Origin of the sequence: Schinkia azotoformans LMG 9581 (assembly GCF_000307855.1) — a bacterium.
Lineage (GTDB): Bacteria > Bacillota > Bacilli > Bacillales > Bacillaceae_J > Schinkia > Schinkia azotoformans.
On the sequence record NZ_AJLR01000115.1, the window covers coordinates 1 to 15422 of the forward strand.

Below are 15422 nucleotides of genomic sequence, written 5' to 3' on the forward strand. Positions count from 1 at the left end.
GAATTGCCCGTTTTTATGTTATTGCATGGTCAATCCTTTTATTAACAGTTATTATTCAGGCGTTAAGCTTTTTGTATATCATTCCGTTCCATCCCATGATTTTTGAACTCATTCCGAAAAATCATATTTTTGGGCGTTGGGGCGGCGAGGAATTTTTATTAATTTGTCCAGAAACTTCAAAAATAGAGGCGTTACCATTGGCAGAGTACATTTGCTCGAGTGTCGAATCACATGATTTCCCAGTTGTTCATCGAAATACCTGCTCTTTTGGTGTGGCAACTTACCATCATGGGGAATCCATGGGGCATTGCTTTCACGCGCTGACAAAGGATTATACCATGCAAAAGACACGGGGAGAAATAAAGCACAGCTTTATCAAGAAACCGATATGCAACATGAATAAATTTTTTGCTTGAAGATTTTAAACAAAATTGGAGAAGTGCTGGGATTCTTTGTTTAAGCGGAGTTTCCATCATGCTTTGGGGTCCCGAGACATTAAATGATTGATGAATGCCTATTTGGAAAGGGCATTTAACTTAGAATCTTCTAGTTCAAGAATAGTTTTCAAACCGTCTCTCATTAATGTTTGATCATCTGCAATCAATATTGTTATTGGATTCATTCTCTCCACTGTCCTAGTTTTTTCCTTAATCAATCACTTTCTTTATAAAATACAAGTTGTTTGTACTAAGATCTATTTCTTTGCCATGTAGACTTCTCCATTTTTTATCATATATAAGTTTCACTACAGGCTTGCCAATTGGTTTACCCTTGATTTCTGTAACAATCCCAACATCTCCATTATTTAACAAAACCAGACTTCCCTCAGCGTAAATATTTATAACTTCTAAAAATTCCGAAATAATTTTATAGTCAAATAGAATATCTCCAGAACCAAGTAATAACTCAATTATCTCGCTCGTTGGATATGCAGGTCGATGAGGTCGAGCGTAACTTAATGCAGTATAAACATCTACAACAGCAATGATTCTTGAGAAAAGATGTAAATCATTATTTTTTAAACCATTAGGATAACCCGATCCATCAAATCGTTCATGGTGTTGATAAGCGGGCAAACTAATCTCTTTTGGAAATTTTTCTTGTAATATTTGAAAACCAATAATCACATGTTCATTCAATTTCTTTTTTTCGTTTTTAGGTAAAACATAATCGCTATTTAAAAGATTTTGATCAACAAGACAATTTCCGATATCGTATAATAAGGCAGCTCTTGCAAGTAAAACTAGTTCACTATTACTCAAATTCAAATTAATACCAATTGCAGTTGCAAGTAATGATGTTTTTATATATCTATTAAAATGTTCCCTGCCGTTTTCACTGATCACACGAAATTTTAATAGTAATTCTAATATTTCGGTCCGATCAATTGCTTGAAAAAAAATACTTTCTACTTTTTTTGTATGCTGGATAAAATTAGTTTCAAGCATCATTTTTCCGACCTTTATTGCATCATTTTTAATCATATCCAATAGTCCAGTACTATCTAAATGGTTTAACTGGTTTATAATATTAGTATATCGTTGCGGGTTTGCCCCGATTATCTCCATTTTATGATTGTTATTTTTAGCCTCTCCATTGTGTTCATATTTAACAACAACTTCACTGATACTGTACTTATTAAATAAGATCTGAATTGTTTTATCAGTTAACATTACACCTTTTTTAAGCAAAATGCTCCCATTATGATTTATCACATCCATCGACAAAATCATTCCCGGTTTAACTTTTGAAATCGGTATTCTTTGATTCATAATACACTCCTCCCTCTATAAATATTAATTTTGTGCCGATTTCAATATACAATTTTCTATTAGTTCATTTTTACTAGTAACTTTCCAAAATCTTCTCCACCAATTGGTTCACTAAAATAAAAGCCTTGTATAATATTACAACCCACCTTTTTTACAAACTCCATTTGTTCTTTTGTTTCAATCCCTTCAACAACAATAGGTAAATCTAATTGTTTAGCGAGAGAAACAATTGATAAAAAAACGATTTTGTCTTTTTTGCTATTATTTATTTTATTTATGAAGGACTTATCAATTTTCAATACATCGACATTAAGCTGTGCCAAATAACTTAAAGAATTATAACCCGTTCCAAAGTCATCTAATGCGATGTGAATCCCTAATGTCCTTATATCATCGATAATTGAAATAAAATTCGCGATATTATGAATAGTCATTGTTTCTGTTAGCTCAAATACCAAAAATGCTGGATCAACTTTGTTTTTTGTAAGAGTCTGAATAATCGTTTCGATCAAATTTTCTTGATGTAGTTGAGCAAAAGAAAAATTAATGGATAGTTTCACTTCATATCCGTTTGAATGCCAATATTGCAACTGTCTACAAGCTTTGTCGAAAATCCACTTCCCCAACGGAATAATAAGTCCAGATTTTTCAAATAATGGTATAAATTGTCCAGGTGATATTTTTCCAATAGTTGGATGATGCCAACGAACTAATGCTTCCGCAGCAATTATCTTGTTAGTGTTTAGACAGTATTGAGGCTGGTACACTAAATCAATTTTCCCCTCTATTAATGCACTTTGTAACTCTTTTTCAAAGTATCGTCTATTAAGAAAATCAATAGTGGATTCCAACTGATGTTGATTGAATTTTTTTATTGATAACCTTTGGTCTTCTCCTGTATTGTTGCTATTTTTAATGTCCATCTTATCCCCCTCTAACACATTAATTTTTAAGGACTATAGATACATTTAATTGTAAATAACATCAATAAGCATTTTTGTTCTTTTCAAAAGTTAAAGTAGCTTTTGCAAGTAAAATGAGTTCTTCAGTATTCATATTCAAGTTAATGCCAATTCCTATTGCATATATAGACGTTTTTATATATCTATAAAAATGGATACGCCCATTATCGTTTGTAATTAGTAATTTTAAAAGAAACTCCAAAATTTGCTTCTGTTCAATTGCTTTTAGAAAAATTTGTTTTACTTTTTTAGGATATGGCACTAAATTTGTTTCAATAGTCATTATTGCCGCCCTTTCTACTTCTTTTTTAATGGTTATCATATCTTTACTGTAATCAATCCTGCCTTCCCTAGTTGGTAATACTTTCATCATTTACTTTCCTCCAGCTTTTTTATTATTGCTCCCAGAAAAATGGGGTTTATACAGTTTAATTGTAATTTCGAAAAGTCATATTTTTCATGACCAATAGTCATAAAGAAAGTAACAAAATGGTATGGGGATTATATTTTTCCTATGGATGTTAACATTTAAAGTAATGACAATGTGAAGTAATTAGTATCTTTTTACTAGACCTCAACAAGCGAATTCATCAGTTACCTGTTGTAATGTAATTTGAGAAAAACATGTCGCAATATTTTTGATAAAATTGATAATACTTTATAATGATTACAGACAAGAAGAGATTTCTGAACAAAAATCACTAAAGTCGGTAATTTATTTGGTGAAACAATTGCTAGTGGGTTTTTCAAATAAGTGGTTTAAAACTTGATAATGGGATCCATTCGGACCTTGTCCAGGGTATAACTCAATTTAAAAAAAGATAATAATCGTTACCAGCAGAGAATTCGGAGGATTTTTTGGTATATTATAATGAGATAACCGAAAAATGTTAACGGGTTGTGGTCTGTCTTTTTTACGGTAAAGTTTCCTTTCTTCAATCGCGTCATTGGCAAATGATCTCACCCGAAGACTAAAACTACGAAATGTTAAAAAAAGTTTGTGTAAGTAGATGATAGATTTAATGAGCAAGGAATTGTTGATCCGTTTTGTTATTCAATAACTCCGTCATAAATACAAAGATGCATTGCTCAAGTAAGGCTCCTAATCTTGTTTGTAACGTTCAATTTCTTTCAAGGTTAGTTTACTTTCAAGTTGGTACAATTTTTTAAAGCATTTTAAATACCGACATCTGTTGCCGGAAAAAGGTTAGGCATATAAGAGTTCTTAGTGAAAATAAATATTCTAAGAAGCAGGTTGCTTACAATTGAATATTATAGTCTTTTAGGACGAATGTCAATGATTTTTTTCTTAAAATACGAAAGATGTCTTAAAGTGCGAAAGGAGATGTAATATGTCGGACATCTTGATAAAAGAATTAGGAGAACGCATTCGCAGTGTTAGAAAAGAAAGAAATATGACGCTACACGATTTACAGGAAGCTACAGGTATGTCAAATAGTGCATTAAGTAAAGTTGAAAGAGGGGCTGTAGTCGTTGGGGCCGACAATTTATACGCTATTAGCAAAACATTAGGAGTCAGTATTGATTGGCTTATCACAGGAAATGCCCCTGCGATTAATAAAATAAACGAATTGTCTTATAAGACAAAAAAACTTGATGATGAATTTCTCATCAATGAAGTTATTTCTATTTTCAATGAGTTAAGCCGTAAAGAAAGAGAAGACTTGTTTTTTGTTATTAAAGGCGCAGAACTAATGATAAAAAGACAATCAACTAGAAATAAAAATGAAGCTGAAAATAATACTTCAAAAATAACAATTGAGAAGTCCGATTACAACTATAGTAATGAAAGTAAAATGATTAAATTACCAGTGTTAGGCGTAGCAGCAGCTGGAGCACCAATGGAGGCGATTCCTTACATAGAAGGTTATCTTGAAGTTCAAGAAAAATATAAAGATTGTTTTATCGTACGGATCAAAGGAGATTCGATGATCAATGCAGGAATAGAAAACGGTGGTTATGCTCTCGTCAGACAGCAGCAAGTAGTAGAGAGCGGGGAAGTTGCATTAGTCATGGTGGACAACAATGTGACAATTAAACGCTTTAAAAGAGAAGGTGAGAAAGTCGTCCTTATCCCAGAAAACAACAACATGTCTCCAATGGTTTATACAAAAAGTTTAGACGTAAAGATCCTGGGCAAAGTTGTCAAGTGGTACTCCGCCCAGGAAGCAGCAAACATTTTTAAAGAAGAAATATAAATTGTATATTTATATATAGTTTTGTATAAACTGATACATTAAACCAAATTTCACGTTGTTTATAAATCTTTACTTAAATTAGTAACTTTTTTTGTTGAAATTTCTGGCAAAAGCATAGTGTTACACCATCGTTTAAACCCTTGAAAACTCAATGTTTACAAGGGTTATAGTGGTGTCTTCTGTCAAACTTAAGTTAAAAACATTATATAGTTAAATAGAATTTCAATAAACATGTATTATTTTTTTTTCTGAAAAGAAATTGGCAATGGCAAAAGAAGCTGCTCCAATGGCAGTAGAATAGTTGCCTAAAAGGGAAAAACGGATTTCTGTACTTGACTTATGGGTTAAAGGTGTTAATGATATTTACCATTCCAATGCTGATATACACTTGGTTGTTGACGTTTTTTCCAGCCCATATAGTTGTTCTCCATGTGCCCCGGCATTTGCTTCATTTTCAATTTTCGTTGGAATATGAAATTGCTCCTCGATAATTTTTTGTAAATCGATGTTTTTCCAGTTTAAATTGGGTGCAAACAAAATGTTATCATCTGGACCCGCTTGTCCGGGAACTCCTATTCCGCACAAATGTATTATCAGATTCTTGTTCCATTCCTAATGAGCTCATTAGGCTTCAACGTTTTTGCTACCAGAAGAACGGGACACGGGGTCGGGAACTGTGTCCCATTATAAAAAAGTTATTGAAAACAGTTATCAAAAGTGTATAATATTTACATACAGATGAGAATGAATATCAATATCAGTTTGAAAATACATAAGGGGAGTGTTTTATTTTATGAAAAAAATATCAGTAACATTTGTCATTCTTTTATCTAGTACTCTACTATTCGGTTGTGCTCAATCGGATGAAACGGTAAAGCCATCGTCTCAAGAGGGTGTTAAACAGGAAACAACAGCGGTGACTTCGAATCCGCTTGAGGAAGTGACTAAGCAATATCGTGAATATGCAATTGGAGAAATTGATGCTTTTGTTACAGCGACTGAAGAATTCACAACGGCAATCAAAAACGGCGATTTAGAAAAGGCAAAAGAACTTTATGCACCAAGTCGTGTTCATTATGAGCGGGCTGAGCCAATTGCAGAGGTCTTCGGGGATTTGGATCCAAAGATTGATGCTCGTGAAGGTGATGTTCCTGAAAATGAATGGGGCGGATACCACAGATTAGAAAAAGGATTATGGATTGATAACACGACAAAAGGCTATGAAGACTATGCGGATCAGCTAATGAAGGATGTTCATTTGCTCCGTGCAAAGGTTGAAACCGTTGAGGTAACACCTGATTTATTAATTACTGGTGCTGTAGATCTGCTTAATGAAGTTTCAACATCAAAAGTAACCGGTGAAGAGGATCGTTATTCTCATACAGATTTATATGACTTCATGGCAAACGTGGAAGGTGCCGAAAAAATTTACCTATTATTAAAACCAGCATTAGATGTCAAAGATGCTGACCTTTCAAAACTAATTAGTGATAAGTTTTCAATACTTTATCGATTATTAGCAGAGCATAAACAAGGTGATAGTTTTGTATCTTATACGGAATTAACAAAAGATGAAGTAAAAGCATTAAGTCAAGCCCTTGATGCACTTGCTGAACCGCTATCACAAATCGGTATCGTTGTGGAGGGAGTTTAAGTGGCAGATTATCAATCTGACAAACAAACGAAGCGAGAGGGTAATGCTATATCACGTCGTAATTTATTAAAATTAGCCGGTGTTGGTGGACTTGGTGTAATCATTGGAGCAACAGGAGCAGGAAGCGTTTTGAACTTGGTAGAAGGCGAAGCAAAAAAAATGGATGCTTCGCCTTCTTTAGGAAATGATATCGTTCCATTTTACGGAAAGCATCAAGCTGGTATTGCAACGGAGGCTCAGAATCATGTGTACTTTGCATCACTAGAAGTGACAGCTTCTTCATTAGATGATTTGAAATCATTATTTCAAGAATGGACAGTCGCAGCTTCCCTGATGACGCAAGGACAGCCCGTTGGAGAGGCTTTAACAAATGGCTATGTACCGCCAAAGGATACAGGCGAAGCGGAGGGTCTTTCAGCGGCTAATTTGACAATTACTTTTGGAGTTGGTCCGAGTCTTTTCGTAAAAGATGGAAAGGATCGGTTTGGTCTTAAATCAAAGCAACCTAAAGAATTAGTTGACCTTCCTCCTTTTCCGCTTGATGCTCTAAAAGAAGAATGGACAGGTGGCGATATTTGTATTCAAGCTTGTGCGGATGACCCACAGGTGGCCTTTCATGCAGCAAGGAACTTACTCCGAATTGCTCGTGGAAAAGCCATTCTTCACTGGGCACAGGCAGGTTTTCAACGGACCAAGCAGGCAGATGCCAATAAAGAAACACCTCGAAATCTTTTTGGATTCAAAGACGGGACGGCTAACATCAATGTAGTAGATGATAAAGAGATGAATAAACATGTCTGGGTACAGGGTGAAGATGGACCGGCTTGGTTAACAAATGGTACGTATTTGATAGTCCGTAAGATTCAAATGTATATAGAAGTATGGGATCGTACCACGCTTCGTGAACAGGAAAATACATTTGGTAGACACCGTGCTTCGGGTGCACCGTTAGGTCAGGAAAAAGAACACGAAAAAATGGATTTGGCCCGAAAAAATGAGCAGGGCGATTATGTAATTCCCGAAGATTCGCATGCCCGTATTGCCTTTGGTGATGGTAAACAAAAGATTTTACGTCGCCCTTATTCCTATGCGGATGGAATGGATCCTAAAACAGGTAGCCTTGATGCAGGACTATTATTTTTAAGCTTCCAACAAAGCCCGTCAACCTCATTCATACCCATGCAGGAACGATTGTCCCGTATCGATAAGCTTAATGAATATACAGTACACCGTGGAAGCGCCATTTTTGCTATTTTTCCAGGAATTAAAAAAGGAGAATACATCGGACAGACATTATTTGGATAACAATGAAACTTTGCAGCTAGCAAAGTTTTTTTCTACATTTTACAAGGAGTGGAATAATAATGGAAAGTTTAACTCGAAACAAACTGGCAACCATTTTTCTTGCCTTTGTATTTTTATTGAATGGATTGTTTTTTCAAGCCTCGAATAGTTATGCGGCTCAAAATCATGATGAATTGTTTGTTTATATCGGTGATTCTATTATGAAAGCAAAAAAAGAAGATTGGGACTCCATCTATCAAAATATGAAACAATTCGAGGAAGCCTTTCAAACGGTGAAAAACAAAGAGAGTAAAGTAGCTTCCCAGGTTGAGAATCAGCTAAAGGCAGTCTATTCTGCATTGGAAACAAAGAATAAAGAACAAATAAGCGAGGCGCTTTCCACACTTTCCACTTCTTTAGTCAATTATGATGCTGAACAAAATCCGGTTGATATAGAAAAAGAAAGACAAAAGCTGAAGGTATTACTTCCAATCATGGAGGATTTCAAATCGGCAGTTGAAGTAGAGGATTATGGAACTGCCAATCGTCATTATCAAAACTTACAGGTACAATGGACAGCTGTTGAAAAAATAGTTCGCGCCGAAAGTGTTGCAACCTATGGCGAAATTGAAACAAAAATGGCTTTCCTACGAATTGCTATCACACAACAGCCACAGGACCAAGAAAAGGCACTTAATAGCTTGGCTGAACTTACTACAGCAATTAATAACTTTTTGACTGGAAAAGAAACAAAAAAAGCTTCAAATGAAAGCTATACTCTAAGAGACGTGGTGGACTTCATTAGTGTCTCTATTGAAGCAATCCAATCGAATGACATTAAAAAGGCCACGACAGAATTGAACCAATCCTTAATAATATGGCCAATGGTTGAAGGGGAAGTATCAACCAGGGACAGCAAACTATATAGTGATATGGAAACGAAGATTCCAATTGTTATTAGTTTGCTAAGCTCGACAAATAAAGACACTGACAGGGCAACTGAAGTATTATTGGATTTAAAAACACGGCTTGAACCGCTCTTAACTTCGATGAGTTATTCTTACTGGGATGCGGCGCTTATACTGCTTCGTGAAGGGTTAGAGGCTCTATTAATAGTGGCAACCCTGCTTGCGTTTTTGAGAAAAACGAATCATGCTGATAAGCAAAAATGGATTTGGGGCGGTGTCGCTGCCGGTGTAGGTGCGAGTGCGTTGTTTGCTATCCTCATTACCTTCCTATTCTCTAAACTCACAGCTGCATCAAGTCGCGAATATATCGAAGGTATTGTTGGTATTATTGCAGTTATTATGATGATTACAGTTGGAATGTGGCTACATAATAATACAAATATTAAAAAATGGAATAACTATATTCAAAAATATATGGGTAAAGCAATTGCTACAGGAAGTCTTGTTACCTTTAGTGCCATCAGCTTTTTAGCAATTTTTAGAGAAGGTGCAGAAACCATTATTTTTTATGCAGGGATGGCTCCTAATATGGAACTCAGTCAATTATCACTTGGTATTGCCATTGCTTTTGTTATTTTACTTGTGATCGGGTTCTTAATTATTCGTTATAGTGTAAATATTCCTATTCGTCCCTTTTTCATAGTAGCAACTGTATTGATTTACTTTTTAGCATTTAAAATTCTTGGAATGAGTATCCATTCTCTACAAGTAGCGGGAGTTATTCCAACACACAGCTTGCACGACTTCCCACATATCGATTGGATCGGTCTTTTTCCATCCCTTGAAACATTTATTCCGCAGCTGGCATTATTTGTGATTATTTGTGGAACTAGTTTATGGATAAAGCGAAATGAAGCAAGATTATAGGCAGTGAGATGCGGGTCGGGCGGGTGGACCCCGGGGTCGGGAACTATGTCCCGTTAAAGTTACTGGCAATCCATAGAACTCCATGTTATTGTTACACTTAGATAAAAAATTAAAAAGTAAGTAGGCGAACAACATGATTGAGATAAAAAAATCACCACTAAGTGATGGAGAATTTAATAGAGGGGTATTTGCTACATGTGATATCAAAAAAGGGGAGCTAATACATGAAGCCCCTGTCATTTCTTATCCAAACGACCAGCATCAATACATTGAGAAAACCTTACTTGCTGATTATGCTTTTGAGTATGGGATCAATCATTCTGCAATCCTTCTAGGTTATGGAATGCTGTTTAATCATTCATATGAACCGAATGCCACTTATGAAATTAATTTTAAAAATCACACATTTGACTTCTATGCTTATACAGATATAAAAGCCGGAGATGAGATTCTAATTAATTATAATGGTGATGTTGATGACAAAGAACGTTTGTGGTTTGATCAGGAGGAGGAAGAGAATGAATAAACGATGGACGATCGGTCAAATTAAAGAATTTGTTGAAAAGAATTCGGATAGTAAGTTACTAACAACGGAATACCACGGTTTTTCACAAAAGTTACTATTTCAATGTGCATGTGGTAATAATTTTGAAAAAACATTTACGAAATTTAAAAATAATCACCAACGTAAATGTGATGTCTGCCAACCTCCTAAAGCTTCACGCTAAAATAATATGGGACACGGGGTCGGGAACTGTGTCCCACCCCACCACATTATCTGGCATATCTTTTGCTTTATTCATTAATTATGACCCTTCTACCACCAAGCCATCCAGCAATAAGAAGAATAATAGAAACAAAAACTAGCATATACAAAGGCGCAGTCCAACTTCCCGTAAGGTCATGTATTCCACCAAATAAAACAGGTCCCAGCGCAGCAAGTGAATAACCGAATGATTGGGCCATCCCGGATAGTTCCGAAGCGTCATACCCATCTTTTGTTCTTAATGTAAAAAACATCAACGATAAACTGAACCCACTACCGCAACCTACTCCAAGCAAAATCGCTGAAATAATAATCAAGCTTTGGTTCCCATTAAGTAAACCAATTACGCCTAATAGAAAAATAACACCTGTAATGGCACCTAATAATTTTTGATTATTCATTTTATCAGCAATAATAGGCATGATAAACGTTAGAGGAATCGCAGAAAATAACATAAGAGAGAGCATCCACCCTGCTTCATTCAAGGAATATCCATTAAATAATATAATATCTGGCAACCAAGTCAACATCGTATAATACATAAGAGATTGAAATCCCATGAAAATGGTCACTTGCCAAGCAGTAAAAGAAGTCCACATATTTGTTTTCTTTCTATTGTTGCTTTGGTTAAATTTGGATGGATTTTTGGAAGCTTTGGGTTTTGGAAACCAAAAAAAGAGTGCAATAATAACTAAAATTGCCCAAGCGCCTAAGGCTCCTTGCCATCCTAAATTACCTATATTTGAAAGTGGTACACTTAATCCTGATGCTAATGCACCGAATATGTTCATAAAAACAGAATAAAGCCCCGTAATTAGACCGATTTTAAAAGGAAACCCTGTCTTTACAAAACTTGGTAATAACACATTCCCAAAAGATATGGCAATTCCGATTAAGGCGGTGCCGATAAACAAGGTACCGACACCGGTAACTGAACGCATCATTATTCCGATCAACAGTACGATCATGGATAGGAAAATTGTTTTTTCCATACCTATCCGATGTGCAACCTTTGGTGAAAAAGGAGAAACTAATGCAAAAGCGAGTAATGGTAACGTTGTAATAAAACCAACAACTACGTTGCTTACTTCTAAACTATCACGAATAGTGGGAACTAACGAACCAACAGATGTTAAAGGAGTACGTAGATTAGAAGCAATTAATAATATTCCAATAAGTAATAAAATCCGACTCTTTTCTTTATTTTTACTTTGTTCAGTATCTAAAACTGTTTTTTGCGCCTCCATTAATTTATTAAATCTCCTTCCGTTTCCCCATTTATTTTTTAAATTTAGTGTAACGGAAATATTTCCATACTACAAATGATGTAATCAAATATAAGTGTTATATTTGAGGGAAGAAAGAATAAAGCTATAATCTGTTAGAGACAAAAAAGGTAGGTGGAATCACTATGGCAAAAATAACTCAAAACATCAACATCGTTCCACATTTGTGGTATGACAAAGAGGCAAAAGAAGCAGCGGAGTTTTATGCTTCCATTTTCCCGGATTCAAGAATGACGAATGTAACAACACTCCACGGTACACCTTCAGGTGACGCGGATTTAGTTTCCTTTGAGTTGTGGGGGCAGAAGTTTATGGCAATTAGTGCAGGGCCTTATTTTAAATTCAATCCGTCGGTGTCTTTCATGGTGAATTTTGACCCGTCACGAGAAAAGGACGCGAGTGAAATGATCAATGAGGTTTGGAACAAATTATCCATAGATGGCATAGTATTAATGCCACTTGATAAGTATCCGTTTAGTGAGAAGTATGGCTGGATTCAAGATAAGTATGGTTTGTCGTGGCAGCTAATCCTTACCAATCCTGAAGGGGAGGAGCGGCCTACGATCATATCATCACTACTGTTTGTCGGTGATCAATGCGGCAAAGCGGAGGAGGCGATGAATTTTTATTTATCTGTATTTAAAAATTCAAAGCAAGGCCATATTGCCCGTTACCCTCAAGGAATGGAACCTGATAAAGAAGGAACCATTATGTTTTCTGATTTCATGCTTGAAAATCAGTGGTTCACTGCAATGGATAGTGCACATGATCATAAATTTAGTTTCAATGAGGCTATCTCATTTATGGTCTATTGTGACACACAAGAAGAGATTGATCACTACTGGGATAAGTTGTCTGCTGTTCCCGAAGCTGAGCAATGCGGTTGGTTAAAAGATAAGTATGGATTGTCCTGGCAGATTGTACCGAAGGCAATGGACGAGATGATCAGTAAGAGCACACCGGAACAAATTGATCGTGTAAACAAGGCAACTCTCAAAATGAAGAAACTTGATCTGGCGGAGTTGGAGAAAGCGTACAAGGGATAACATAAAAAACGTCATTTCACATTAATTGATCGAAATGACGTTTTGTTAATTTATCGAAAGAGAAATCCCACCTTAAATTAATGAAGGAGGGATTTTGTTCAAAATTTCAGCCATTGTGAAGGAAATGCAAGGGATGTTTGGAGAAGTGATAATTTCACTATCTTGGAAAATATTAATTAGTTCATATCGTTCATTTTGTAAAATAAATTGCTCTAATACGAAAATTGCAGGGTCGACAATCCAGTATTCAGGAATGCCGTAATAAGAATAGGTCTTTAATTTATCAATTTTATCTCGTTTTCGTGTGGAAGGAGATAATATCTCTACAACTAAATCTGGGGGGCCCTCAACGCCACGCTTACTTAAAATATTAATACGGTTTCGATGAACGAGAACAAGATCAGGCTGTCTGACTTCAGTAGAAGCTAAAATGACATCAATTGGAGCATCCAAAATGATGTAGTCAGATTCACAACTTTGTGTGAACTTTTTTATCATTTCAATGCTTAGTAACTGATGAGTAACTGAAGGAGCGGGACTCATTAACTCTAATTTTCCACCTGCTAATTCATAACGATTTCCATCATTAATTGTTGCATAGTCATCGTATGTAAGAACTTGTTCTTTTATATGGATTTTTGCTTGATCTTGTCCTTTTTCACTCATCTCTAATCCCTCCGAAATAGAAAATAGCTGATTCCAGTATAGCATATCCGTTAATAGGAGGGGCGAGGGACAATTTTAACTTTTTATTTCAAACCGTTAAATAACGGAAACGGGGACAGGGACTTAACTGGAAATCCCCATTCGCCCTATTTAGTCACCGTTTTAATCTTGAATTTATTTTATTATTTTTGAATGAAGAAAATTGACCCAAAGAAAATCCGTAAGCCTTATTGCATTCCTACATAAATTAATATTGCATCCCGTAGAAATTGCGCTCCATTTTTAACCTTTTTATCATAGTAAGCTGTAAATCTTTCATCGGCTACATACATTTCAGCCAGTCCGGCATGGGCTTCTTTAGAGTAGTCAGCCCAAGAATACATTAACCATTCTTTATGCTTGGCTGCAAGTTCTTGCGCCAGTTCGGACGCAGGGTCACCAGTCGCAGACGCTCTTTCAAGTAATTCAAAAACTTCTTCACCTAAGTTTGTCATAGCTTGATAATCTGCTTGGGACATTCCCCTTAGTTTTGCATTGCTTGCATCAACTGTTTCATCGCCATACTTGTTGCGAATTTCCTTGCCATATTTTTGTTCATTATCTTTGATTAATTTTTCTTTAAAACCTTCGAATTTTTGTTTATCTGTCATTTCTAAATTTTCCTCCCTAGCGGCTATTGTTTTCTCAACCGTTATAATTAGTTTATTGAGTCGATCTCGTTTTTTCTTAAGATGGGCAGAATGGCTTTTTAGAGCTTCTGTTTGATTAAATTCAGGCTGATTGATGATGTCTATTATTTCTTCCAAACTAAACTCTAATTCCCGATAGAATAAAATTTGTTGAAGTAAATCTACTTCTTTTTGACCATAAATTCGATAACCAGATGAGTTTATTCTTGCAGGCTTCAAGAGCCCGATTTCATCATAATAACGAAGTGTCCGACCACTCACCCCTGATAACTGCGCCAATTTGTTCACTGTATATTCCATAACAGATCTCCCTCCTGACAATTCATATGATAAACCTTAACGTTGCGTAAAGGTCAAGGGGAATTAAAAATATCTATAAAAAATATTATCTGAGAATAAGGATGAGGATATGAATAGCATATTGGAGATATGCCAATTATAATGATTTAAAACAAAAGCAAATGGAAAAGTCATTAATGTAGATATACTACATAGAATTATTATATTGATTCATAAAAAGGGGAGAACTAAATGGATGTATTGGAAGCAATCAAAACGAGAAGAAGTATAAGTAGAGTGAAGGATACTCCTGTTCCAAAGGAAATGATTGAGAAAATTCTTGAAGCAGGTACAGATGCTCCGAATTATCACCATACTAATCCATGGAGATTCTTTGTTTTAACAGGTGAAGGGAGAAAGCGTTTGGGGGATGTATTTGTTGAGATTGAAAAATCAAAACTTCCGGAAAGTGAACTTGAGAACAGTCAGGAAAAATTAGAAAAGCTGAAAAATAAACCATTAAGAGCACCTGTCGTCATCGCAGTTGGAGTAGAGCCGTCAGAGAAGCCAAAGGTTTTAATAAAAGAAGAATATGCCGCTGTGAACAGCTGCATACAAAATATGTTACTTGCAGCCCATAGTCTGGGTCTTGGCGCTATTTGGAGAACGGGCGCAAGAACTTATCACCCAATGGTAAGAGACCTTTTCAAACTCTCAGAAAATGGAGAAATCGTTGCATTTCTCTACCTTGGATATCCCGACATGACCCCACCAGAAAGAATTAAGCCCCATTTTAGTCAATTTACAAAATGGATAGAGGAATAGTTGATTAGAAAGGGTTGGAGAACATCATTTCCTGAGCTTAAAGGAGATGGTGTTTTTTATTAATTGGTAATTACATTCCAAATATTCCTTTTATTTTGTTAAAATAAGGGTAACTTCGTTGCACTTGCATATTAAAAAC

General features: G+C 35.6%; 16 protein-coding genes. 9 read left to right on the forward strand and 7 right to left on the reverse strand.

Annotation, left to right across the window (positions count from 1 at the left end; genetic code table 11):
* Positions 1-416, forward strand: a 416-nt coding sequence (locus BAZO_RS12510) for a GGDEF domain-containing protein (RefSeq protein WP_039957507.1), incomplete at its 5' end; no start/stop codon positions are given.
* A gap of 231 nt (positions 417-647) precedes the next feature.
* Here the strand turns inward: BAZO_RS12510 and BAZO_RS12515 are convergent.
* The 3 genes from BAZO_RS12515 to BAZO_RS12525 form a co-directional block, all read right to left on the reverse strand.
* The gene (locus BAZO_RS12515) at positions 648-1772 is read right to left on the reverse strand and encodes an HD-GYP domain-containing protein (protein WP_003331927.1); all 1125 of its coding nucleotides are present in this window, start codon (positions 1770-1772) and stop codon (positions 648-650) included.
* A gap of 59 nt (positions 1773-1831) precedes the next feature.
* Positions 1832-2695 carry a putative bifunctional diguanylate cyclase/phosphodiesterase gene (locus BAZO_RS12520; RefSeq protein WP_003331928.1) on the reverse strand — a complete coding sequence of 288 codons (864 nt, stop codon included), beginning with the start codon at positions 2693-2695 and terminating at the stop codon, positions 1832-1834.
* Between the two features lie 61 nt (positions 2696-2756).
* Entirely contained in the window at positions 2757-3107 is a 351-nt protein-coding gene (locus BAZO_RS12525) for a hypothetical protein (protein ID WP_003331929.1), read from the reverse strand.
* A 979-nt stretch (positions 3108-4086) separates the two neighbouring features.
* Here BAZO_RS12525 and BAZO_RS21240 point away from each other — a divergent pair.
* Positions 4087-4953 (forward strand): helix-turn-helix domain-containing protein, encoded by an 867-nt coding sequence (locus tag BAZO_RS21240; protein ID WP_003331931.1) that lies wholly within the window; start codon positions 4087-4089, stop codon positions 4951-4953.
* 363 nt (positions 4954-5316) lie between these two features.
* Here the strand turns inward: BAZO_RS21240 and BAZO_RS21790 are convergent, their stop codons facing one another.
* Complete coding sequence (locus BAZO_RS21790; RefSeq protein ID WP_235786734.1) at positions 5317-5490, reverse strand: ROK family protein; 174 nt, start codon at positions 5488-5490, stop codon at positions 5317-5319.
* Between the two features lie 256 nt (positions 5491-5746).
* Between BAZO_RS21790 and efeO the strand changes: the two genes are divergently transcribed.
* The 5 genes from efeO (at position 5747) to BAZO_RS12560 (ending at position 10454) form a co-directional block, all read left to right on the forward strand.
* Positions 5747-6607, forward strand: a complete 861-nt coding sequence (efeO, locus tag BAZO_RS12540; RefSeq protein ID WP_003331933.1) for an iron uptake system protein EfeO — start codon at positions 5747-5749, stop codon at positions 6605-6607.
* On the forward strand, positions 6608-7912 hold the full coding sequence (efeB, locus tag BAZO_RS12545; RefSeq protein ID WP_003331934.1) for an iron uptake transporter deferrochelatase/peroxidase subunit: 1305 nt from the start codon (positions 6608-6610) through the stop codon (positions 7910-7912).
* Between the two features lie 59 nt (positions 7913-7971).
* Entirely contained in the window at positions 7972-9726 is a 1755-nt protein-coding gene (locus tag BAZO_RS12550) for an FTR1 family iron permease (RefSeq protein ID WP_003331935.1), read from the forward strand.
* Between the two features lie 133 nt (positions 9727-9859).
* On the forward strand, positions 9860-10252 hold the full coding sequence (locus BAZO_RS12555) for an SET domain-containing protein (protein ID WP_003331936.1): 393 nt from the start codon (positions 9860-9862) through the stop codon (positions 10250-10252).
* Complete coding sequence (locus BAZO_RS12560) at positions 10245-10454, forward strand: hypothetical protein (RefSeq protein ID WP_003331937.1); 210 nt, start codon at positions 10245-10247, stop codon at positions 10452-10454. Before BAZO_RS12555 ends, BAZO_RS12560 begins: the two co-directional genes overlap by 8 nt.
* A 67-nt stretch (positions 10455-10521) precedes the next feature.
* On the opposite strand, the gene BAZO_RS12565 is transcribed toward BAZO_RS12560, so the two are convergent.
* Positions 10522-11739 carry a CynX/NimT family MFS transporter gene (locus tag BAZO_RS12565; protein ID WP_003331939.1) on the reverse strand — a complete coding sequence of 406 codons (1218 nt, stop codon included), beginning with the start codon at positions 11737-11739 and terminating at the stop codon, positions 10522-10524.
* Positions 11740-11903: 164 nt separating this feature from the next.
* On the opposite strand from BAZO_RS12565, the gene BAZO_RS12570 reads away from it, so the two are divergent.
* Positions 11904-12824, forward strand: coding sequence for a VOC family protein (locus tag BAZO_RS12570; protein WP_003331940.1), 921 nt, complete (start codon positions 11904-11906; stop codon positions 12822-12824).
* A 72-nt stretch (positions 12825-12896) separates the two neighbouring features.
* Here BAZO_RS12570 and BAZO_RS12575 read toward each other — a convergent pair whose 3' ends face one another.
* Entirely contained in the window at positions 12897-13490 is a 594-nt protein-coding gene (locus BAZO_RS12575; RefSeq protein WP_003331941.1) for a Uma2 family endonuclease, read from the reverse strand.
* Positions 13491-13717: 227 nt separating this feature from the next.
* Complete coding sequence (locus BAZO_RS12580; RefSeq protein WP_003331942.1) at positions 13718-14479, reverse strand: MerR family transcriptional regulator; 762 nt, start codon at positions 14477-14479, stop codon at positions 13718-13720.
* Between the two features lie 231 nt (positions 14480-14710).
* Here BAZO_RS12580 and BAZO_RS12585 point away from each other — a divergent pair, with 231 nt between their 5' ends.
* Entirely contained in the window at positions 14711-15283 is a 573-nt protein-coding gene (locus BAZO_RS12585; protein ID WP_003331943.1) for a nitroreductase family protein, read from the forward strand.
* Positions 15284-15422: the final 139 nt, after the last annotated feature.